The sequence below is a fragment of the Bacillus pretiosus genome (genome assembly GCF_052947655.1).
The window spans coordinates 3331054-3354895 of record NZ_CM129593.1 but is presented as its reverse complement, the minus strand read 5'-3'; the positions used below and the strand labels follow the sequence as shown (position 1 = coordinate 3354895).

Below are 23842 nucleotides of genomic sequence, written 5' to 3'. Positions count from 1 at the left end.
TTTTTGTTTATTCGACAGTATGAAACTTGCATATGTATAAAACTTGAATTATTTAATTTTTCGGATTATTATGTATAAAATAGTTAACATATTTTGTAATTCAAATTTATAGAAAGTAGGAGAGTGTACGATGGAAATAACGGTAGAGCGTTTAGTAAATGAATTAAAGGGTGTACTTCCCGAAGATCGAGTAGTTGTAAATACGACAGTAAGAGAGTTACATAGTAAAGATGAATCTTATCATACTAGTAGTTTACCTGATGTAGTAGTTTTTCCAAAAACGACTGAAGAGGTTAGTAAATTAATGAAAGTAGCGAGTGAGCATAAAAAACCTGTCGTTCCTTTCGGTGTAGGCTCTAGCTTAGAAGGCCACGTTATTCCATATGAAAAAGGAATTACAATGGACTTTTCGCTCATGAATAAAATACTCGAAATAAGAGAGAAAGATTTCCTTGTAAGAGTACAGCCGGGAGTGACTCGCTCTCAGCTTAATAAAGAATTGAAAAAGTATGGATTGTTTTTTAGTGTGGATCCAGGAGCAGATGCAACGTTAGGTGGAATGGCTGCTACAAATGCGAGCGGAACGACAGCAGTTAAGTATGGGGTAATGCGTGATCAAGTTCGTGATTTAGAAGTCGTTCTTGCTGATGGGGAAGTAATACATACTGGAAATTTAGCGGCGAAGTCATCATCAGGTTACCATTTAAATGGTGTTTTCGTAGGATCAGAAGGTACGCTTGGATGCTTTACAGAGTTAACGTTAAAAGTATACGGCATACCAGAACATGTTATGGCTGCGAGAGCATCGTTTCCAACTATAAATAATGCAGTAGAAGCTGTTATTAATATACTACAAGCGGGTATTCCAATTGCAAGAATTGAACTTGTAGATGAATTGTCTATGAAACAAGTAAATCATTATAATGAAACAAGTTACAGAGAAGAACCTACACTGTTTTTAGAGTTTCACGGTAATGAAGCAGGGCTAAAGCAAGATATTGAATTCACGAAGGAAATTGTTTTTGATCATAAATGTAAAGAAGTTGCTTTTGAAACGGAAACTGCGGCGAGAAATAAATTATGGGATGCGCGGCATAATCTAGCATATTCTTACGTTCATAGCTATCCTGGTAAAAAGCTTATGAGTACAGACGTATGTGTACCAATTTCAGAATTAGCTGGTGCAATCCAACATGCGAAAGAGACATTAGATAAAGTAGGTCTTATCGGTGGTATTCTTGGGCATGTGGGAGACGGGAATTTCCACGTGCTCTTAATGGTTGATCCAAACGATAAAGAAGAAGTGGAAAAGGCGGACGAAATAAATGAAAGTATCGTTTTATATGCTCTTAAACGAGGTGGAACGTGTACGGGAGAACATGGCGTTGGAATCGGAAAACGAAAGTATCAAGAAGAAGAACATGGGGCGGCATTACTCGTAATGGAAAAAATAAAGAAAGCTCTTGACCCACAAAACATTTTGAATCCGAATAAAGTTTTTCAGTTGAAGGATAGGGGATGATTGGGTGAAAGTACTAGAAGCGATAAGTAATATAGCTGGAAAGTATTTTGCATTTTGGGTTATTTGTATGGCAGCTATTGCATATTTCATTCCTGGACCATTTCTCGGGTTAACTAGTTATATAACAATTTTACTCGGGATTGTAATGTTTGGGATGGGATTAACATTAAAGGCTGTTGATTTTAAAATCATTGCTACAAAACCATTGCCAGTTATTATCGGTGTATGTGCTCAGTTTATTATTATGCCACTTGTCGCATACGTACTAGCCTACGTTATGAAGTTACCAGCCGAATTAGCAGCTGGATTAGTGTTGCTCGGTTCAGTACCGGGTGGCACTGCATCAAATGTTATGGTTTATTTAGCAAAAGGGAACTTAGCGTTGTCTATTGCAATGACTTCATTATCAACGTTACTAGCACCAATTGCTACACCTCTTATTTTATTATTACTTGCGGGACAATGGATGCCAGTAAATGCTATGTCTATGTTTCTTTCTATCGTACAAGTCATTATCCTACCTATTATTTTAGGATTAGTAGTGAAGAAGTTTTTCCCTACAACTGTTACGAAAGGAATGACTGTTATTCCTTTAATATCAGTTGTAGCAATTATTATTATTGTTTCTGCAGTTGTTTCAGCGAATGTAAGTAGCATTACTTCTTCAGGCCTGCTTATCTTTATTGCAGTAATGCTTCATAATGCATTTGGTTTTTTACTCGGATATATAACAGCGTTCGTACTTGGACTAGACGAAGGAACAAGAAGGGCTATTTCAATAGAAGTAGGAATGCAAAATTCAGGCTTAGGTGTTGCGCTGGCAACAGCACATTTTGGAGCAGCAGCTGCACTTCCAAGTGTATTAGCAGCAGTATGGCATAATATTGCAGGGCCGATATTAGCAACCATCTGGTCAAAAAATGCAAAGAATACTTTTAGTGATGAAAATTTATCGGTAAATATAGAAAAATAGGAATGATAAAGAATGCAAAAACGTATTGTACATTTTGAAGGACTGGTTGTTTTCGTAGCCACGATTTATGCGTATTCAATATATGAATTTAGTTGGATTATATTTTGGGTATTCCTTTTAGCACCGGATTTATCAATGTTAGCGTACGGTATAAATAATCGTGTTGGTGCTAAAATTTATAATATATGTCACACATATATTATATCTATATTAATAGTTATCATAGGTGTCTATTTTAAGATAGATACCGTTATAATGATTGGGCTAATATGGACAGCACATATTGGGATGGATCGAATGTTTGGATATGGATTGAAATATGAGACGGATTTTAAAGATACTCATATTCAGAGGTTATAAAAGGGGGGTGTAATGTGAACAAATAATTAATTGAGGAATTGAATTTCAAACAATTGTTGAGAAATATATATAAATATGGATATAGATAATTGAATTGTGTTACTTTTAGAATACTTAAATAGATGAGGAGGGGTTTCAATGAATATACAAATCACGGGCAATAAATTAATTACTAAGATGCTGAATGATTGGTACCAAAACATCAGAGCACAACGAGTAAGTGAAGCCAATAAATTAAAGGAAGAGATTGATAAAAAGCTACATATTATCGAAGGAGATATAAATGTTTTATTTCACTATTATCTTTTAGATTTTCGATATAAAGTGCTAATTGATGGTATAGGCATTTCAAAAAATTCTTTTGATAAACTAGATTCGCTGCCTAAACCGAAGGATGAATTTTTAGAATATTATTATTATTTTTTCAAATCTATACATTCTACAATTCTCTCAAATTATAGTGAAGCGAGTAACTATTTTGATAAAGCGGAAAGTTTACTAAAGAATATTCCAGATGAAGTTGAACAAGCAGAGTTTAACTACAGAGTTTCTACATTAAAATATCAAATGTATCAAGCGTATTCAGCTATTGAATATGCTTCGAAAGCAAGGGATATCTTTGCAAAACATGCAGGGCATGAAATGAATGTAGCACTATGTGAAAATGTTTTGGGGTTATCTTTTTCAAAATTAAAACAGCATGAAAGAGCAGAGGAGTATATTGTTTCAGCGTTAAATACTTTGCAAAAAAATGATGCTGAAACACTAGTTTTAAGAATAAGACATAATTTAGGATTATTGTATGCAAGTCAAAACCTTTCGGTCTTGGCTATTAGACACTTATCAGAGGTTTCTAAAAAAATGCCGAATCATTATAAAGCTATTTTTATAGAGGCAGGAGAATATTATAAAATAGGAGAAATAGAAAAGGCAAAAGAATTAATTGAAATTGGATTGGAAGTTTGCAAAGAATTAAAAAATGATGAATATAAGTATCATTTTTTAATTCTAAATGAATTTTGTCAATGTTTGAAAGCAGAAAACGTAGAAAAAATTATGCTCGAAAGTTTTTCTTACTTTGAAAGAGAAAATTTAACCGAATATATCTGCGAATATGCTGAAAAGCTGGCGATAGAGTTTCATAAAGAAGGCAATATAGAACAGGCTGAAAAGTATTTTTATAAGGCTTATGAAACGAGAAAAAGAATATTTGACAAAGGAGCGTTGAAATAATGAGAAAAATTGGATTAACTATTATGGGGTTAACGGCTGCTGGTGTTGTATTTTTGAGTATTGGTGGCATTTTAGCTGAACCAAAACAAGCGACACAAGAAAATTTTTCGGTATTAAATTTTGATACTAAACAATATGCTGCTCATGGAGATACGCCTGCACCTGCAAAACCAGATTTTTTAGTAGTAGAACGTGGATAAATATAGAATGAAGTACTTTTGATTTGAAGTCGGCATTTTTAGTTGATTTTAAAAATGGACATTAAATAAGTTAACTTAAAAGGTGTTTTCAATATTGAAAACACCTTTTAAGTTTGTTGTTAACAGTTAATATAACTAGAAACATTCTTTAAATTGCAATCAAGTCCCACAAAAAGTACGATAAGGACGATTCGTCGGTGCAGGCGGAACGCAGTATTCTTCTTGATCTGTAGAATACGCATAAGGGTTTGATAAGGCTTCAAGAAGTTTCTCCATTACACTATAGTCGTCATTTGTAACAGCTGCTTCTAGTGCTTCTTCTACACGGTGGTTCCTAGGGATGATTGATGGGTTATTATTTTTCATCATTTCGTAGGCGTTTTCTTTCGATTCTTCTTGTTTTTCTAATCGAGATTGCCATAGTTTGTACCATTCGTTAAATTCAGGACTTTCAAATAGAGCTGTATTTTCGAGCGTATTAAGAGTTAATGAACGGAATGTATTTGTATAATCGGCTTTATGTTTCTCCATCATTTTTAAAAGTTGCTCAATAAGTGATTGATCTTGTTCCTCGTTGCTAAATAGTCCTAATTTCTTTTTCATTCCAAGGAACCAATTGTTTTCATATTGTACGCTAAATTTTGAAATTTCGTCTTGAGCAATCTTTAATGCTTCTTCTTCATCTTCATGTAGGATGGGTATTAAAGATTCTGCTAGTCGCGCGAGGTCCCACGCGGCCATATATGGCTGATTTCCATATGAGTAGCGACCTTGTGTATCAATAGAGCTAAATACGGTTCCTTGATCGTAATTGTCCATAAATGCACAAGGGCCGTAATCAATCGTTTCTCCACTAATCGTTATATTGTCAGTATTCATTACACCATGTATAAATCCAACAAGTTGCCATTTAGCGATGAGACTTGCTTGTTTCTTTATGACTTCTTGTAGTAATGCAGTATATCGGTTTTCATGAGCTTCAATTTCTGGATAATGTCTTTTTATCGTATAGTCAGCTAGTGATTGAAGATCCTCGATAGAACCACGAGCTGCAGCATATTGAAATGTGCCGACACGTATATGACTGCTAGCGACTCTAGTTAAAATTGCTCCAGGTAACTTTGTTTCACGATATGTTGGTTCGCCAGTTGTAACAACTGCTAAACTACGAGTAGTTGGAATATCAAGAGCGTACATTGCTTCACTAATAATATACTCGCGTAGCATCGGACCGAGTGCAGCGCGACCATCACCACGGCGTGAATACGGAGTAGGGCCAGAACCTTTCAGTTGAATGTCAAAACGTTTACCTGAAGGAGTAATTTGTTCACCTATTAAAAGCGCACGACCGTCGCCTAACATATTAAAATGTCCGAATTGATGACCGGCATACGCTTGTGCTAAGGGGTGAGCTCCTTCTGGGAGTGCATTACCAGCAAAAACAGCAATTTCAACTTCTTTTTTCAATTCTTCAGGATTAAAGCCAAGAGATATTGCGAGTGAATGATTTAGTTTAACTAGCTCCGGTGAACTTACGGGAGTAGGGGGGATTTCTGTATAAAATGATTGTGGTAAAGTTGTATAACTATGATCTAAATTCCAACCAGCTTCATTATTTTTAGTCATTTTATCTCCTCCTTGTTTATTTTTTTATAATGTATTTGTACGTATGTATTCTTTGTAAAATTAGCTGAAAGTATAATATGATATTTCCCCTTGCAATCTATTGTAAGGACTTCACTGCACTATGTCTATTTAACAGTAAATATAAAAACTCCATTTTTTTAATGGAGTTTTTATGATTACTTAATTTTTACAATTATTTTTCCTTTTGCTCTTCCAGCCTCTGAATATTCCATTGCTTTTTGAGCATCTTCAAAAGGGAAAACTCGATCGATTACCGGTTTGATTTCACCAGCTTCAATATATTTTGCGATAGTACGTAATTGATCTCCGCTTGGCTTCATAAATAAAAATGAATATTGCGCATTATGCTTCTTTTCAAGTGCAGTAAGTTTTCTACTTGCTAATGAAAATAAGAGCGTTTTAAAAAATCCGGAACCAAATTCTTTACCGAAACGAGCATTTGGCATTCCTGAAACGGAAACAATGTTGCCGCCGCTTTTTATAATATCAAATGATTTTTCAAGTGTTGTACCGCCGATTGTATCAAATACTGCATCATAATCTTTTAGTATTTCTTCAAATTTTTCTGTTTTGTAATCAATAATCTCATCTGCGCCAAGAGACTTTACTAAATCGGAACCAGCTTCACTAGCAGTTGTTGTAACGGTAGCGCCCATTATTTTTGCTAACTGAATTGCGAAAGTACCAACACCACCAGACCCAGCGTGAATTAATATTTTTTGTCCTTTTTGTAAATGCATAATGTCATGTAGTGCTTGATAGGATGTTAAGCCAACGAGTGGAATCGACGCCGCTTCCTCGAAACTTAAATTTTTTGGTTTTAAAGCTATATCATCTTCATGAACGGCTATATATTCCGCGAAAGTACCGATCTTATTTTTTCTTGGACGTGCATATATTTCATCGCCGACTTCAAAACGAGTCACTTTTGATCCAACCTTTACAATAACACCGGAAAAATCATTACCAAGGATTAGGGGCATTTCATATTTAAGTAACATCTTTACTTTTCCATCGCGTATTTTAAAGTCAATGGGGTTAATACTAGCTGCATGAATTTCTGCGAGCACTTCATACTCGTTTATTTCAGGAGTAGGTACCTCTGCCATACGCATTGGAACTTTCCCGTACTTATCAATTATCATTGCTTTCATTTCTTATACCTCCAAATCTCAATAAAAGTTGTGCAATAGCTTTTCAATATCTAATACAAGATTTTTTAATAAGCCTAATTTTGTACGTATATCAATATAATAAAAGTTTTTTGTACCTTCTTTTCGCATTAAAATAATACCGGCTTCTCGTAAAATCCTTAGGTGATGTGATACCGCTGGACGAGAAAGGTGTGTTTGTTTCGTAATTTCTCCTACACGTAATCCGGTTTGACATTCCGTTTCCATGAGAACTAACAAAATAGCTTGACGTGTTTCATCGCCAATTGCCAATAATACTTTTTGGGAATCAATAAAATCTTTTTTTATAACATTTAATTGTTCTTGTTTATTCATTTCAATCACTTTACCTCCTGGTAATTAGTCGAAAGGTTTAAAATGATGAACCATTACATCAATACGGTAATGCTACATCATTGTTGAATGAGCTGCAATATTGGGAAAGAAAATCGAGACGAATGGAATTTTATGAGTTGAAAATGGTAGGGGATAGAAAAGGCTTTAATGATATGTTGTTTACAGATGAGAAAGGATAAGGATTTAAAAAAAATAAGCGGTCGTACCCTGAATAACTTATAGGGTTACGACCGCTTATCATGTTTTTATTATGTTAGTGTCTACTAAAGTGAAATGTTTCGTTGTACTCTTTCATACCTGCATAATTCAAGCAGATTATAGATGTATGAAAAAGTAAAAGTAATTTGGGGCGTAATCTATCTATATGATAATTCAAAATGAAATATAAGTCTATATCTTTGTTGTTTTTTTGATTATATTTATATCACTGAGCTCAGAACAATGATGGGAGGGTAAATATATGAAATCGAATTACGTACCAGTTTTAATTATTGGAGGAGGATTATCAGGGTTAGCATCTGCGCTATTCCTTGCAAAACATAACGTTGATTATTCGCTGGTTGAAAGGCACCCGTCTACTGCAATTCATCCAAAAGCAGGTGGAATCACTTTTCGTACGATGGAGTTATTTCGAGAATTGGGTTTAGAACAAAGAATTAGATCGGCGGGTAAAGCATTAGAAAATTGCCGAGGAAGAATAGCAGTTCATACAATAGCTGAGGCGAATAAGGAAGAATTGGCACAAATGCGGGCGACTCAGTATGGAAATGATGAAAAGTTACTTCAAAAAATAGAAGAGATTAGTCCATCAAAACAAACGGCTTGTTATCAAATTATTTTAGAAGAGATCATGTTACAAGAAGCGAGAACACTAGGCGGAGAATTATCTTTTTATCATGAATTAGTTTCTTATGAACAAAATGAGCATGGAGTAATCGCAACGATTCGGAATCGTGAAACGGAAGAAGAAAGTATTATTCATTGTGATTATGTAATTGCAGCAGATGGAGCGAAAAGTAAAATACGTGAGCAGCTAGGGATACGTACCGAGGGAAGAGGTACAATCGGTGGCTATTATATGAATATTTATTTTGAAGCGGATTTAAGTGAGTTTATACAGGGAGATGCATTTGGTTTTACTATGGTACTTCATTCGGAAGTTCTTGGTGCGCTTATTCCAGTTGATAACGAAAGAAGATGGATTTACCATGTATCCTACGATCCATTAAAAGGAGAGCGACCAGAGGATTTCACTATAGGACGTTGTAAACAAATTATGCAAACTGCAATTGGAAGCACAAATGTTGAACCAGAAATAGTAAGTGTTTTACCGTGGGAAGCGACTGAAAGTACTGCTACAAAATTTCAAGATAATCGCATTTTTTTAGTTGGTGATTCTGCACATATTATGCCACCAACTGGAGGATTTGGTTCAAATACAGGCATACAAGATGCGCATAACTTAGCTTGGAAATTAGCGGCTGTTATAAAAGGGAAAGCAGATCCAAAATTGTTAGAAACATATCATAAAGAGAGATATCCTGTTGCAAAATTAACGACAGAGTATGCGAGTAGTTTATTGTTCCGTGCTGCAAGTAGAGAAGAAGGCAGTTTGAATAATATGGATGGATTAGCTGTAACTGTTGGGTATCACTATTGTTCAGAGGCGATAGTAGATGACTCAGCTACTCCACATAGAATGGATATCGTAGAGTTGAACGGAAGACCTGGAACGCGAGCACCACATTTTTTTGGAATGTATGAAGGGGAGAAGGTTTCTATATTAGACTTATTCGGTAACAATTTTGTATTACTTACTGAAGTAGAAAATAGTTCTTGGGCTGAAGCTGTATTTGATGTTTCATCTAAATTAGGAATAATTATTAAAATGTATCGAGTAGGGGTAAACGGAGACTTTATTGCTCAAGAAAATGTTTTTCGTGAATTATATGGGATAGAGAATGAAGGAGTTGTACTAATTAGACCAGATGGATTTATTGGATGGCGTTCGGAAAAAGCGGTGGTAAATCCAGCTGTAATGCTGGAGGAGGTAATGAATAAATTATTATGTGATTTTTAAGTAACTGCGGAAGTATTGTCTTATATGCTTCATTTTACTGAAAAAATAATATTCACAAATTTTAATAGGTTTGGTATGATTAATTTCGACAAGTTAATCGAGGCCGGAGATATTTGAGATAAGCCATAAATTTATTTAGGGATACAATAGTGTCCTCTAAATAATTTATGGCTTTTTTTTATTGGTGAACTGTAATCAATAGGAAGTTCCATGTGAATAGGAGGGATATAGAAAATAAATAGTATAGTAATAACATAGGGGAATTGTATTTGTAAGATTGGAATTTTCATATAAGCTTATAAAAATAATGAAAGTATATCTTCTATATCGTGTAAATCTCATTAACTTGTTGAAATTTGCAACGTAGGAAGGGTTAGAAGGATGAGAAAAATTATTAGCGCGTTCGTTATTTTCTTTATGACGGGAAGTATCTTTGCTGGGGGAGCTGTTCATGCGAAATCAGAAGGGAAGTATGAATGGAATACGAATAAATTTTTAAACATTGCACATCGTGGAGCAAGTGGACATGCACCTGAGCATACTTTTGCTTCTTATGATCTTGTGAAAAAAATGAAAGCGGATTATTTGGAATTAGATATTCAGTTAACTAAGGACGGCCAGTTGATTGCAATGCATGATACAGCAGTTGACCGCACTACAAATGGTACAGGTGAAGTACGAGATAAAACATTAAGTGAAATAAAGAGCTTAGATGCAGGATCTTGGTTCAATAAAGCTTATCCAGAAAAGGCTAAGCAAGAGTATGTTGGTCAAAAAGTTCCGACTCTTGAAGAAATCTTCCAAAAGTATGGAAGAAGCATGAAGTATTACATTGAAACAAAATCACCAGATGTGTATCCAGGAATGGAAGAGAAGTTATTAGCTTTATTAAAAAAATATAATTTAGTAGGTCAAAACATGTCTTCTAGCCGTGTTATGATTCAATCATTTAGTAAAGATAGTTTAACAAAGATTCATAGTATGAATAAAAATATTCCGTTAGTTCAACTGCTTTGGTATTATCCAAATGAAAACAATGAGATTGTTGAATGGTCTGGCATTACACATGAACCGAAAAGTGTAACAAATGAAGATTTTCAAGAAATCAAAAAGTATGCAGTTGGTATTGGACCGAACTTACGTAATGATGACGGAGAACTAATTATTGATGAGTCATATATGAAAATGGCTAGGAAAAATGGACTGCTAATTCATCCTTATACAATTAATGAAAAACCAGATATGAGATTGTTAATGAAATGGGGTGCTACAGGAATGTTTACAAATTATCCTGATCGATTACATAGTGTGTTAAAAGAAAAATAAAGTGAAACTTTAATCAGCGGGGGTTTTCTTCATCCCCCACTGATTATTAGTTGAACCAATCGGACTTTAATGGGCAGCCCGACCCCCACCTAACTTCTTTGCTTTCGCTGAATTTTGAGGTGTGGGTCTTACTGCCCATTAAATCGGGATAAATAGGAGAAAAGGTATACCGAAGTTTTGGTATACCTTTTCTATTATGCTAGATGATAGAAGTAAAGTTCCCCTTTTAAGATAATTCTCCAACAAACCAAATCTCTTTTTCATCGATTGTATCCTCATCATAAATGACTTCTTGAAAGTGCAATGTTTGGACAGTAGGACAAATTGAAATTCCCCATGTCTTCCAAAAATCAGATTCATTTGAAAGAGGAATCCATTTTTGAAATTCACTATTTCTATTAAAGAAATTATGAAAGTACCCCTCATTTTTAAATATAATAATTTGCGAATCCCACAAACTTTCTATAGAAATCAAAACAACAACTCGATATGTATGTGTATCGCTCGGTTTTATTTTTATTAAATGGTTTGCTTGATTTAATAAGGTTTGTATACACGATCGTTTTACTTTTCTAGGTGTTTTATACGAATCGATAAAAGCTTGGGAAACTGGTAAAGGCATATAACAATATTCATCGTTATAGAAAGCAGAAGGGAACGTTTTTGTATGTTCTTCAATTCGCTTTATCATCGTGTTTGTTTTACGCTTCACCCCACGTATTTTCTTTTCACGCATTGTTAAATCATCTCCATAAATTTTTGTAATGCAGCTGAGTGATATATATCTTTTCTAGTAATAAAAGTAGTAGGAACCTTTTTGAATCTATTTGGTAAAGGGTTGAATGATAAGTTATGTGCATGACCATTTAAAATAGATTTCATCATAATTGCTACGCCCATATTTGATTTTACACAGGCGAGTATTGCTTCAATTGTTCCGAACTCTAATATTCGTTTAGGCGAGATGCCTTCTTCTTGAAGCCAGTCTTCTAATAAACTTCTATAATAGCAACCTTGACTAAAAGCGAGTAAATTCATATCTTCTATGTCTGTAAGAGAGGGTAAAGGTTTTTTACTAATGAGAACTAATTCTTCTTCACGAAATACACTTGTATGAAGTTCAGCGTGCTGAGTAGAGCCAGCTATAAACGCTCCGTCTAGTTTTCTTTCTAACACTAGCCTGATTAGTTGTTCGGTCGTATTTGTTTCTAAAATCAATTCGACTTTTGGGTGTTTCTCATAGTAGGCCGTTAATATTGAGGGAAGCCTTACCGCAGTTGTAGATTCTGTACATCCGATTTTCAACGTGCCCTTTGGCTCAGTTCCATTACTTTGAACCGCTTTTATAGATTGATCCATTAAGTGGATAATTTGTTTAGCGTATGTTAATAAAATCTCACCGTTAGAAGTTAAAGTTACACCTTTTCCGTTACGGTAAAATAAAGGCACACCTAATTCATTTTCTAGTTGTTTCATACGCATTGTTACGCCTGATTGTACATAGTTCAAATTTTTAGCTGCGTGAGAAATATTATGTTCCTTCGCAACTTCGTAAAATACAGTTAAATCTTTTATGTCCACGTATCATCCCTCCGAAAAGGTATCAATTTTTTTGATGGATTATATGATGAATATTTATTTTATATGATATCAGAACTTTCATACAATGGAAGGGGGGGGAGGGATGATTATGTTAATCGAAGAAAGGATGAAAAGTACTTATAAGTGGATGATGTTAATTGTTGCGACGATTGCTCAAACAACAGCGACGCTTATAACGTATGGTGTTGGAGTTTTGGCGTTATTTTGGAAAGAAGAATATGCGCTTACGAATATGGAGAGTGGATTGTTAGTAAGTTTTGTAAATGTTGGACCATTATTTTGTATGCTTTTTGTTGGGCGGCTACTTGATCAATATGATGAAAAGTTGTTAATTTCTATAAGTTCATTTTTGCTAGGAGGTTCGCTTTTACTAACTAATATAGTAAATGGATTTAATGGACTGTTATTTGTACTTTTATTAGTAGGAATGTTTTATAGTGTTTCCCAGCCAGGAGGAAGTAAAGTGATTTTAAAATGGTTTCCAAAAGAAAATCGTGGATTAGCGATGGGAATAAGGCAAGCTGGTATACCGATTGGTGGCGCGTTAGCGGGAGTTTTAATCCCGTTTCTTACAATACAATATAATGTGACTTATGCGATAAATAGTATGGCATGCATTTGTATAATTGGAGGTTTATTATTTTTTATGTTTTATAAAGAGCCATATGTCCAAGAGGATGTAAGGAAAGAATATATTAAAAATTCTTTATGGATGCAGCTAAAAGTAGTGATATGTAAAAAAGAGTTGTATCCAATTTATATAACAGGTATTTGCATGATTTCATTACAAATGGTGTTAGTTGGACACTTTATGAAATTTTTAGTAAGGGAACAATCCATTACATCTATTGTAGCCGGAACAGTATTTTCAGTTATGTTCTTTTCTGGAATGATTGGCCGTGTTACATTAGCAGCTATTAGTGATGTGTTTTATAAGGGGAATCGGCGCATACCTTTATTTATAACTGTCTGTGCTTCTATCGGTTTGATTCTATTGTTAGTAATGAGCATACATACAGTAACGAGTGGAGTATTGTATGGTGTCAGCGCATTGTTAGGCTTCTTTTCAATTGGTTGGTTTAGTCTTTTTATCGTCGAAGTTGCTGAATTGGCAAGTGAAGAATCTGTTGGAATAACAGTTAGTTTGGCGCTGACATTCAATCAAATTGCTATTATTGTTGCACCTGTTTTATTTGGGTATATTGTCGATGAGAAAGGGTATACGTGTGCGTGGTTGTGTATAGTGGTATTACTAAGTATTTCGGCAGTGAGTTTATATAGTAAAAGCAAAAATAAAAGAAAGTTAGTAATGTAAATTTTATATGAAGAAATTCTAAAGAAATGCCGAATGTGCGACATTTCTATTTTATATGTTGTATAATCAAAAAATAAATGAGATTCGTTTTCAATGACGTTCATTGCCTCTTTTGAAATTACCTGTTACTTTAGCCATAATGAGTTGTTTTTCTGTATCGTTATGTTATGTGCATGATTTATTTTGTTTAAAAATTTTTCAGCATCATTTCCTTTTAATATTTTAATTTATTTTCCGTAATATTCAATTAAAAATATGTTATTTTTTGTTACTCTGTAATGGAACATCATATCATTTAAACGATTGTGTTTATCGGTATTTTTCATCGTAACAACTCCATTTCTTATTATGTGTAACAAATGTTACATAAGCTGTTGAAATTATAGTAGGGTGTATCCGATTGTAAGGTGGAAATTTTGCAAGAAAGAAATACAATAGAGAGTAGCCAAAAACTGAATATGAGAAAAAGGAATCTAGTTTAAATAGGTGAATAATAGATAGATAATATTATGAAATATTTGAAAATTAAAAGATATAGAATAGAATGGATGCATGTTAAGTGAAACTAGATAAAAGAGGGTTCCTATTATGCTAAAGAAATGGTTAATTGTTTTCTTTATTTTTGCTATTTTTTGTGGGAGTGTCGTTACACTAATACATGCAAATAAAGGTAAGAAATATGATATAAAGGCATTTTCTAATGTAAATAGTAAGAAAAAGGGCGATATGCAAGAAGTTGATGCGAATGAGAAAAAGCGCTATGAAGTTGCAGCTGGAAAACTAGATCAATATTTAAAAGATAAAGGATTTAATGGGAGTGTTCTTGTAGCTAGTAAAGATCATGTAATTTTACGCAAAGGTTATGGGTATGCGAATGTGAAAGATAAAGTAGTAACAACGCCAAGAACGAAATATCGCATTGGTTCTATTACGAAAACAGTCGTTGCAATATCTATTATGCAGCTAAAAGAAAAAGGGAAATTAAATATTGAAGACAATGTAAATAAGTATATTCCATCATTTCCGGCAGATAAAAACATTACGTTACGAAATTTGTTAACCCATACGTCTGGGTTGCCAGATCAGGGACAAGGTAGGGTTGATGCGGCGTCACGATTAAAGTTAGTAACGTGGATTGGTGCACAAAAATTGCAATTTCCTGCAGGGACTGGTTGGAAATATACAGATTATAATTATATGGTGCTTGCGTATATTGTAGAAAAGATATCGAATAAACCGCTCGCTGAATATGTGAAAGAAAATATTTTTACGCCTGTTGAAATGCATGAATCTGGAATGGGTGCAACTCTCCCTGAAGATATTTTTTTAGCAGAAGGTTATACGAAAAAAGATAACGAGTTAATAGCTGCGCCTCGGTTAAAAATGAATTGGCTGTATGGGTGTGGTGAAATGTATACGACTATTGAAGATATGAAAAGATTAGATGAGGCTATTATGGATGGAAAGTTGATTTCTAAACAAAGTGTATCAGATATGTTTACTGCATCATCTGTAAGAAAATATGGGTTTAGTTTCTATACTAATCCAGATTATTATCATAATCATGGTGTATTAGCTGGTTGGAATACATTTAATAATTTTAACCGGGATAAACGAACGTTTGTAATATTATTCTCTAACGTACAAAATGGTATGAATGATTCGTTTAATCAGGAGTTTAGGAAAATGGCGAATGATTTAATAGAAGGAAAATAATAATTTTAAAAGTCGGTATTGATATGTAATTATCAATACCGATTTTTTTTATTTAGTCATGTTCTATTTGCTGACTAAGTAGGTGAGAAAGGTGGTTGATATTTGAATAAATCTATATAGGTAGTTAAATGATATGAATGTAAAGGATAATTGGTAATTTTTACATTGATGAAAAAGCTTGAGCTTCACACTATGTGAAGCTTTACATTATTGGAGGTAAGAACAGGAGGATGAAAAGGTGAAAAAAGTAGTAAAGTTTTGTTTAATAGCTGCATTATCTACAACGATTATTAGTGGTTGTTCTTTTGAAGGTGGTAAAGAAAATGTAAAAGGGAAAGAGAATGGAAAAGTAGAGGTACAGAAAAAAGTTGGGAAATATACGATGCCAGATGAAAAAGATAAGCATGAAGGTACATGGTTGCAATGGCCTCATGAATACACATATGGTCAAGAATATAAGCAGGAAGTTGAACCGATTTGGGTTAAGATGGCAAGCGCTTTAACTGAGGGTGAAAAAGTTCATATTGTTGCATACGATGAGGAAGAGAAAGAGCGCATCAATAATCTTTTAATAGATAAAGGACTGAATATGGATAAAATTGATTTCTTTATCGCTCCTACTGATGATGTATGGGCAAGAGATAGTGGACCGATTTTTGTTTATGACAATAATAAAAATCTCAAAATATTAGATCCAGCATTTAATGGTTGGGGAAAGAAAACACCTTATAAAAATGATGCTCGTATACGTGAAAATGTTAGTAAACAATTAGGGGTTGAAAGGATTGATTGGGGGAACTTTGTCCTTGAAGGCGGCGCAATTGAATTAGACAGTAATGGGACTGCTTTATTAACTCGAAGTGCAGTAACAAATAAAAATAGAAATCCAAATTTATCAGAAAAGGAAATTGAAAAATATATAAGTGACCTAGGAGTATCAAACTTTATTTGGTTAGATGGAGTACCTAATTTAGATATTACTGATTTTCATATCGATGGATTTGCTAAATTCCATGGTAAATCTACCATTGTAACGATGAAAGAAGATGACCTAGCCGAATGGGGGTTGTCAAACAAGGATATGGATACATTGTTAGATGCAAAAAATGCTTCAGGACAGAAGTATAAGTATGAATACTTACCCCTTAGTAAAGATAAAGTTACTTTAGAAAATGGAAAAGCTCTCGATAAAGGCTCGTATATCAATTATTATATTGGGAATGCTGTGGTATTGGTTCCTAATTATAATGATCCGAATGATAAAATCGCAAACGATACGATTCAGAAGTTATATCCAGATCGTAAAGTAGTTGGTATTGATGTGAGAGAGCTTTATAAAAATGGCGGCATGATTCATTGTGTTACACAGCAACAACCGATTCAATTGAAAGAATCGATTGAAATTCAGCAACCTACCGACAAAATAGGTACATTGTTACCTTTATCTATTTTGTCATGTTTTATTTTTCGCAAAAAGGAGCAAGGGCATTGAAAGGAATAATATTAACTAGTTTCCTAATGATAGGGCTTATGATTCTATTATTAAATTTCATACTTTCATATAAATTTTTATTATTGTATTTTAAAACCCTGTCAAGAGTCAATTTTTCGCTCAACCACGGCTATATATTTTTTATATAAATATATAATATTTCTCCGTGCTATAATCCATTCATGAAATGTGCACGTTTCGAACATTGTTATGAAAAGAGAAATAGTTGGCATAGTGAAATTAGTTATTCAACCATTATTAAAAAGCGAGGTAAATAATATGGAACAAAAACATAATGGAATTATTTTTACTGCAATACCAGATAAATCAAATGCATATTATCGTCCATTTTATGAAGACCTGATTTATTTTAATGAATACGTAAATGAAAATAAATCATTTACTGATCAACTAGTTTCTTTATCCATTGAAGAGCAAGACTTTCATACAAGCTTTTTTGAGTATGATGATATTTGGCTAAGAGATGTTGCACCAGTTGTTACAAATCATTTAGTTAAATTTAAATATCAACCAAATTACTTACCGAAAGATCAATGGAGATATTTAGATCAACAATTTAATAAATGGTTAAAAAAGAACGATTTTGAATATGTGAAGTCTCCATTGATATTAGACGGTGGAAATCTTATTTGGAATAAAAAAGATACTGTTATATTAACGGAACGCATATTTGATGATAATGATGATTGGACGGAAGAAGAAATTATAGAGCAACTGGAATGGGATTTGGATGTGAGCCGCGTTATTATTATTCCTGTTGAAGAAGGGGACGTACTTGCACATGCAGACGGAATGGTTAAATTTATTGATGAACATACGATGTTTATTAGTGATTTTTTAGGGGATCATGAATTTAGATATAATGTTCAAGAAATTATTCAAGAGCAAATGCCAGAAGCTGAATTTATAGTTGTTCCATCATCATATACAGAAAAAGGACAATATGATCAAGAAATAGCATCGGCAAAAGGGTTGTATATAAATATGTTAGAAACATGTGATGCGATTTACGTTCCTAAGTTTGGACTACCTAAAGATCGGGAAGTTTTACAATATATTCAACAACATACGGAGAAACAAGCTATTCAAATTCATGTAGGAGAAATATCAACAATGGGAGGCGCAATAAATTGTTTAACGTGGTATTGTCCTGATCATTTGTTACCTTCAAAAATGAAAAGATTGCACAATCAGAATGAAGAATTTTCAGTTAGGGAGATTTTTGATTGGTTTTAAAATAAGCGTATAAGAAAATGTATTCAAGGGGTAAGTATATGTATACAATTACTGAGTTTTCGCGGATTTGTAAAATGAGTACACGGATGCTAAGGCATTATGACAAAGAGGATATATTAAAACCAACATATGTGAACCCTGAAAATGGGTATAGATATTATGAGCAAGGGCAGTTAGAAATAGCGTTGAAAATAAAAAAGTTAAGGGAGTATAAGTTCCCGCTACCGAAAATTAAAATTATTCTTCAGTCGTCAGATCAAGATTCATTTATTAAACACATGCAAGCACAAATTATAGAGTTATCTCATGAGGTAAAACAAAATTTACAGGTTATTTCAGAAATGAATGAAATGGTAAATATGAATCATGCTTTAAATACTGCTTGTCATAGAAATTACGATATATTTATTGGAATGAGAAATGAAATAACAGTAATTGCTCAAAGACTGCAAATAAATATAGATGATATGGATGATTATTTTTATGACTTATATGAAAAAGTACAAAAGCATAACTTACCAATAGTTGGTTCGCCCTCTACGGTCTTTTATGATGAAGAGTATATCCCAAATGAAAGTGATGTTGAATTAAGGATTCCGGTCATTCATGAGAACAATAAAGATGTAGTACAAGAATATGAAATAAAAAAATTAAATCCACATCAAGTCGTTACTACTATGCATTATGGAAGTTATGACTATATAGGCTACGCTTATATTGCGTTAGAAAAATGGATTGAAAGAAATGGTTATGTAATAGATGGTTCACCATATGAGGTCTACATAAAGGGACCTGAATGTGATTGTTTAGTAGAGGAGTATGTGACACAAATTTGTTTTTTAGTTATGAAAATAGACTGAGGATAAAGTATCCGAAATGAAAAAAGCATGCAGAGTATATACTCTGCATGCTTTTTATAATGCTGAAAACTCTTCAACAAGTGAGCTAAAACGATTTAGTGCACTTTCAATCGGTTCTGGCGTAGTTAAATCAACTCCAGCTTTCTTCAGTAAGTTTAATGGATAGTCAGAACTTCCGCCTTTAAGGAATTCAATATAATGTTTTTGAGTATTTGGATCGCCGCTCAATAACTTATCAGCAATTTGGATTGCAGAAGCAAAACAAGTTGCGTATTTGTACACGTAAAATGGACGATAGAAATGCGGTATTCTAGCCCAGCCGTATTTTACTTCTTCGTCAAATACGAGGGAGTCGCCATTATACGCTCTAAACAAGTTTTCATAAACTTCGCTAAAGACTTGGGCATTTAATGGTTTACCTTGCTGCGCCATTTCATGTGTGATTTTTTCAAACTCAGCGAACATAATTTGTGTAAAGAAAGTGCCTTTAAATTTGTCGATGAAATGATTTACTAAATGGTTACGTACATTAGCATCTTTTGCTTCTTTTAATAAATGATGAATTAATAGCACTTCATTTACTGTAGAAGCGACTTCTGCAACAAAAATAGTATAGTGTGCAGAAATTCTTGGTTGGTATCCGTGTGAGTAGTGCGTATGCATACCGTGTCCACATTCATGAGTGAGAGTGAAAAGGCTATTTAAATCATCGTGATGATTTAAAAGAATGAAAGGATGAACACCGTATACACCAAAATTATAAGCGCCGGAACGTTTTCCTGGCGTTTCTCTCACGTCAATATAACGTTTATCTTTAAAGCTTTTTAATGTTTCAATATATTCTTCACCTAATGGAGCTAGTGATTCGATCATGATGTCAAACGCTTTGTCATATGGAATGTCTTGTTTTACACCCGCTACTAAATCAACGCTCAAGTCATACTGGCGTAGTTCATCTACATGTAATTTTTCTTTTCGAAGTTCATTATAAGTATGTAGTGATTGAATGTTTTTTTTCGTCGTATCAATTAAATTTTCATATACTTCTTTCGGAACCATGTCGCCAAATAATGATTTTTCTAAAGCAGATGGATAGTTTCTTAGCTTTGAAACAGTAACATTATTTTTAATAGCAGCAGATAAAGTAGAAGCGATAGAATTTTTTAATTGAACGTATGGTTTGTAATAAGCTTTATAGGCTTCTTTACGTTTCTCGCGATTTTCATCTTCTATTAACTTTGCATACATTCCGCGCGTTAAAGTAACTTTTTCTCCCTCATCAGTAGTCACTTCACCAAATAGTATATCTGCATTATTTAACATGCCGTATGTATGCTGCGGGGAGGAAAGTGCTTCACCCATTTGTGATAAAATCTCTTCTTGGTCTTTATTCAATACGTGTTTTTTATAACGGTATAATTCAAATAAGTCTTCTTTATAATATTGTAAACCTTCTGCTTCTTCTATGTAAGAATGTAATGTGTTTTCATCTACGCTAAGTAAGAATGGGGAAAAGAAAGATTTAGCCGCACTTACTTTCACGTGTAATTGTGATACTTTATCGACAAGAGATTGAGCGTCAGTATCGCGCGTATCAAGATCAGATTGTAATCGTGCATAAGCGAACATTAAAGATATTATGCTAGAAATTTCTTCGCTCTTTGTTAAATAGGCTAATAAACTATTGCCATCGTGAATATGTCCATTAAACTCATGTAATTCTTTCGTTAATACTTCAATTTTATGAAAATCGCTTTCCCAATCTTCAATTGTATGATAAATATCCGTTAAATCCCATTTCTCTTTATCATCTACTTGTAGTCGATCTTTAAGTTCTGTCATAATCATTTCCTTTCTAAATATGTAGTTATATTCCTATATAACTATGAAATACAACAAATTGCAAAAAATCCCTGCTGGAAAATGAAAAGCCTTGCTAAAATGGCAAGGCTTAAAAAATTATAATGTAATTCCGAATTTTGAATGTAAAAGATTTTTATATTGCGCATTTGTAACATTTTTTTTCGTTTTTTTACCGTTTTTCGCTATTGTGAGACTATCCTTTGTTAAAGATGCATGCCCATCTTCAGTTAGTTTTACAATAAGAGGTACTTTATTAAATGGTGAGCCCTCATGTTCAACGATAATTTCTTGTGCTGCATTTGCTTTTTCTTCATCCACTTCTTCTATATAAAATGCATAGCCTAACGTCCAATCATCAGCAGAAGATTGATCCAAAAACTCATTGTTTTTACGCATCTCTAACATGTAATTTCCCTTTTCAGTCATTTCTTTACGAATACGATAATCTCCTGTAATGGAGTGAATGACTTCACCTGAGAAAGGAATAGGTGTAAGAGGTAAGTATGATCCGAATCCTACTTCAATTAAATAAAGTTCATTATGATGTGCTAAAACAGTTGCGATGTGTCCAGAATCAACAGCCCATATAGAATTTGCAGCATTGTACACTGTTCCTGAAACGAGATGAACATCAAATCCAGCGTCTTTAAGGAAGTAGTACATAGTAGGATTGAGTTCATAACAAAGACCGCCACGGTTGTTTACTAAAATTTTTTCTTTTAGATTTTCTTTTGATATTTCTGTAAAGTTGTTTTCGAGTATATTTAAGTTTTCAAAAGGGACAGTTTGTGCCATCGCGTACATAATGTTAGGTAAATCTTCAAATGAAACTTTTTGTTTTTCTTCTATATGTAATCGTGCGAAAAATTGTTTTTGAAAGTCGGTCATAGAAATCCCTCCGTCATGCTTTTATAGATAAATTGTAAACAATCTTGAATAAGATGTGAAATGAAAACTACTTTGAAGTATTTGTTGAATATGTGAAGTTAGACTAAAAAATAATGTGGGAGAGTGAGAGATTGCTACTTTACTAATTGTAGAACGAATATTATAATAATTTCGATAAACTATGCAAACGTTTTCTTGAAAGGGGATGATGTAAATATGTTGAAAAGAATAACAGTAGTCAGCTTGTCGGTTGTTTTGTATTTACCTAGTATATATGGGGGGAGTAAAGTTTATGCAGATACGGTTAACAATGGAACGTTAATGCAGTATTTTGAGTGGTATGCTCCGAATGATGGGAATCATTGGAATCGTTTGCGTTCGGATGCTGGAAATTTAGCTCAGAAAGGAATTACATCTGTCTGGATACCGCCTGCATATAAAGGAACTACGCAAAATGACGTAGGATATGGAGCGTATGATTTATATGATTTGGGAGAATTCAATCAAAAAGGAACGGTGCGGACGAAATATGGGACAAAAGCACAGCTGAAATCTGCAATTGAAGCTTTACATAAGCAAAACATTGATGTATATGGTGATGTAGTTATGAATCACAAAGGTGGAGCGGATTATACTGAAACTGTAACAGCTGTTGAGGTAGACCGTAACAATCGAAATATTGAAGTATCAGGTGATTATGAAATTAATGCATGGACAGGGTTTAACTTTCCAGGGCGTGGAGATGCTTATTCTAATTTCAAATGGAAATGGTATCATTTTGACGGAACGGATTGGGATGAAGGAAGGAAATTAAATCGAATTTATAAATTTAGGGGGATAGGTAAAGCATGGGACTGGGAAGTGTCTAGCGAGAATGGAAATTATGATTATTTGATGTATGCAGATCTTGATTTTGATCATCCAGATGTTGCGAATGAGATGAAAAATTGGGGAAAGTGGTATGCGAATGAATTAAATTTAGATGGCTTTCGTTTAGATGCTGTTAAACATATTGATCATGAATATTTACGCGATTGGGTAAATCATGTCAGACAGCAAACGGGGAAAGAAATGTTTACAGTAGCTGAATATTGGCAAAATGATATTCGAACTTTAAATAATTATTTAGCGAAGGTCAATTATAATCAATCTGTATTTGATGCACCACTGCATTACAATTTTCATTATGCTTCAAAAGGAAATGGGAATTATGATATGAGAAATATTTTAAATGGAACAGTAATGCAAAATCACCCTGCACTTGCAGTTACTCTCGTTGAGAATCATGATTCTCAGCCTGGACAGTCATTAGAATCTGTAGTAAGTCCGTGGTTTAAACCGTTGGCATATGCATTTATTTTAACTCGTGCAGAGGGCTATCCTTCAGTTTTCTATGGTGATTACTATGGGACAAACGGAAATAGTAGTTATGAAATTCCAGCATTAAAAGATAAAATTGATCCGATTTTGACGGCACGAAAAAACTTTGCATATGGTACGCAGCGTGATTATTTAGACCATCCAGATGTGATTGGATGGACAAGAGAAGGTGATAGTGTACATGCTAATTCTGGTTTAGCGACATTAATCTCTGATGGAACGGGAGGATCAAAGTGGATGGATGTTGGAAAGAATAATGCAGGGGAAGTATGGCACGATATGACGGGTAATCAAACAAATACTGTAACAATTAATAAGGATGGATGGGGGCAGTTCCATGTAAGTGGAGGATCAGTTTCCATATATGTTCAGCAGTGAATTGTTAATAGAAAAGAAGAGGTAGACTGAAATATAAGTTTTCCTCTTCTTTTTATATTATTATCATTCCTAAATCTTTATTTTAATAAATGAACTAGTCGACTTTTGAGACAACAAGAGATGCGTTGGAATAAATAATGTCACCTGTGGCTTCTCTTATTCGTACTCGAAGAATATCTCCTTACTGTGATTGCTATAGAACTAAATATTAGTATGTTTTT

The 23842-nt window shown here is 33.7% G+C and carries 19 protein-coding genes and 3 pseudogenes; 13 read left to right on the top strand and 9 right to left on the bottom strand.

Translation table 11 applies throughout. The features are described from left to right. Positions 1–130: 130 nt before the first annotated feature. From ACU8YW_RS17205 to ACU8YW_RS17185, 5 genes are all read left to right on the top strand, one after another. The gene (locus ACU8YW_RS17205) at positions 131–1522 is read left to right on the top strand and encodes an FAD-binding oxidoreductase (RefSeq protein ID WP_088064136.1); all 1392 of its coding nucleotides are present in this window, start codon (positions 131–133) and stop codon (positions 1520–1522) included. 4 nt (positions 1523–1526) lie between these two features. Beyond that, a complete protein-coding gene (locus tag ACU8YW_RS17200; protein WP_088064135.1) occupies positions 1527–2495 on the top strand; it encodes a bile acid:sodium symporter family protein in 969 nt (322 codons plus the stop codon). 12 nt (positions 2496–2507) lie between these two features. Next, on the top strand, positions 2508–2855 hold the full coding sequence (locus ACU8YW_RS17195) for a DUF4260 domain-containing protein (RefSeq protein WP_426934044.1): 348 nt from the start codon (positions 2508–2510) through the stop codon (positions 2853–2855). Between the two features lie 138 nt (positions 2856–2993). Continuing rightward, the gene (locus tag ACU8YW_RS17190) at positions 2994–4088 is read left to right on the top strand and encodes a response regulator aspartate phosphatase (protein WP_426934043.1); all 1095 of its coding nucleotides are present in this window, start codon (positions 2994–2996) and stop codon (positions 4086–4088) included. Continuing rightward, a complete protein-coding gene (locus ACU8YW_RS17185; RefSeq protein WP_001226066.1) occupies positions 4088–4288 on the top strand; it encodes a hypothetical protein in 201 nt (66 codons plus the stop codon). Before ACU8YW_RS17190 ends, ACU8YW_RS17185 begins: the two co-directional genes overlap by 1 nt. Before the next feature lie 159 nt (positions 4289–4447). Here ACU8YW_RS17185 and ACU8YW_RS17180 read toward each other — a convergent pair whose 3' ends face one another. The 3 genes from ACU8YW_RS17180 to ACU8YW_RS17170 form a co-directional block, all read right to left on the bottom strand. Then, positions 4448–5914: a protein adenylyltransferase SelO gene (locus tag ACU8YW_RS17180; protein ID WP_426934042.1), complete on the bottom strand. Its 1467-nt coding sequence runs from the start codon at positions 5912–5914 to the stop codon at positions 4448–4450. Positions 5915–6090: 176 nt separating this feature from the next. Beyond that, on the bottom strand, positions 6091–7089 hold the full coding sequence (locus tag ACU8YW_RS17175) for an NADP-dependent oxidoreductase (protein WP_426934041.1): 999 nt from the start codon (positions 7087–7089) through the stop codon (positions 6091–6093). Between the two features lie 18 nt (positions 7090–7107). Continuing rightward, positions 7108–7452, bottom strand: a complete 345-nt coding sequence (locus ACU8YW_RS17170; RefSeq protein ID WP_088610277.1) for an ArsR/SmtB family transcription factor — start codon at positions 7450–7452, stop codon at positions 7108–7110. A gap of 472 nt (positions 7453–7924) precedes the next feature. On the opposite strand from ACU8YW_RS17170, the gene ACU8YW_RS17165 reads away from it, so the two are divergent. Then, on the top strand, positions 7925–9544 hold the full coding sequence (locus ACU8YW_RS17165; RefSeq protein WP_088610276.1) for an FAD-dependent oxidoreductase: 1620 nt from the start codon (positions 7925–7927) through the stop codon (positions 9542–9544). Between the two features lie 381 nt (positions 9545–9925). Continuing rightward, positions 9926–10870: a glycerophosphodiester phosphodiesterase gene (locus tag ACU8YW_RS17160; RefSeq protein WP_088610275.1), complete on the top strand. Its 945-nt coding sequence runs from the start codon at positions 9926–9928 to the stop codon at positions 10868–10870. A 226-nt stretch (positions 10871–11096) separates the two neighbouring features. Here ACU8YW_RS17160 and ACU8YW_RS17155 read toward each other — a convergent pair whose 3' ends face one another. Further along, positions 11097–11606: a DUF3916 domain-containing protein gene (locus tag ACU8YW_RS17155; RefSeq protein WP_088609605.1), complete on the bottom strand. Its 510-nt coding sequence runs from the start codon at positions 11604–11606 to the stop codon at positions 11097–11099. A gap of 2 nt (positions 11607–11608) precedes the next feature. Next, positions 11609–12451 carry a LysR family transcriptional regulator gene (locus ACU8YW_RS17150; protein WP_426934040.1) on the bottom strand — a complete coding sequence of 281 codons (843 nt, stop codon included), beginning with the start codon at positions 12449–12451 and terminating at the stop codon, positions 11609–11611. A gap of 85 nt (positions 12452–12536) precedes the next feature. Here ACU8YW_RS17150 and ACU8YW_RS17145 point away from each other — a divergent pair, with 85 nt between their 5' ends. After that, positions 12537–13787 (top strand): MFS transporter, encoded by a 1251-nt coding sequence (locus ACU8YW_RS17145; protein ID WP_426934039.1) that lies wholly within the window; start codon positions 12537–12539, stop codon positions 13785–13787. A gap of 90 nt (positions 13788–13877) precedes the next feature. On the opposite strand, the pseudogene ACU8YW_RS17140 reads toward ACU8YW_RS17145, so the two are convergent. After that, positions 13878–14113, bottom strand: a pseudogene (locus ACU8YW_RS17140) (hypothetical protein). 262 nt (positions 14114–14375) lie between these two features. On the opposite strand from ACU8YW_RS17140, the gene ACU8YW_RS17135 reads away from it, so the two are divergent. The 4 genes and pseudogenes from ACU8YW_RS17135 (at position 14376) to ACU8YW_RS17120 (ending at position 19112) form a co-directional block, all read left to right on the top strand. Further along, complete coding sequence (locus tag ACU8YW_RS17135) at positions 14376–15503, top strand: serine hydrolase domain-containing protein (RefSeq protein WP_088064124.1); 1128 nt, start codon at positions 14376–14378, stop codon at positions 15501–15503. A 238-nt stretch (positions 15504–15741) separates the two neighbouring features. Next, positions 15742–16893, top strand: a pseudogene (locus tag ACU8YW_RS17130) (agmatine deiminase family protein); the annotation flags it as partial. 381 nt (positions 16894–17274) lie between these two features. After that, positions 17275–18252 carry an agmatine deiminase family protein gene (locus ACU8YW_RS17125; protein WP_088609607.1) on the top strand — a complete coding sequence of 326 codons (978 nt, stop codon included), beginning with the start codon at positions 17275–17277 and terminating at the stop codon, positions 18250–18252. Positions 18253–18290: 38 nt separating this feature from the next. Next, positions 18291–19112, top strand: coding sequence for a MerR family transcriptional regulator (locus tag ACU8YW_RS17120; RefSeq protein ID WP_426934038.1), 822 nt, complete (start codon positions 18291–18293; stop codon positions 19110–19112). A gap of 54 nt (positions 19113–19166) precedes the next feature. Here the strand turns inward: ACU8YW_RS17120 and pepF are convergent, their stop codons facing one another. Together pepF and ACU8YW_RS17110 are read right to left on the bottom strand one after the other, a co-directional pair. Further along, the gene (gene pepF, locus ACU8YW_RS17115) at positions 19167–20954 is read right to left on the bottom strand and encodes an oligoendopeptidase F (RefSeq protein ID WP_446893980.1); all 1788 of its coding nucleotides are present in this window, start codon (positions 20952–20954) and stop codon (positions 19167–19169) included. Positions 20955–21071: 117 nt separating this feature from the next. Then, the gene (locus tag ACU8YW_RS17110; protein ID WP_149212392.1) at positions 21072–21863 is read right to left on the bottom strand and encodes an arylamine N-acetyltransferase family protein; all 792 of its coding nucleotides are present in this window, start codon (positions 21861–21863) and stop codon (positions 21072–21074) included. 216 nt (positions 21864–22079) lie between these two features. Here ACU8YW_RS17110 and amyS point away from each other — a divergent pair, with 216 nt between their 5' ends. Beyond that, complete coding sequence (amyS, locus tag ACU8YW_RS17105) at positions 22080–23621, top strand: alpha-amylase (protein WP_262719500.1); 1542 nt, start codon at positions 22080–22082, stop codon at positions 23619–23621. 94 nt (positions 23622–23715) lie between these two features. Here amyS and ACU8YW_RS17100 read toward each other — a convergent pair. Continuing rightward, positions 23716–23802 (bottom strand): annotated as a pseudogene (locus ACU8YW_RS17100) (exosporium leader peptide); the annotation flags it as partial. Between the last annotated feature and the right edge of the window lie 40 nt (positions 23803–23842).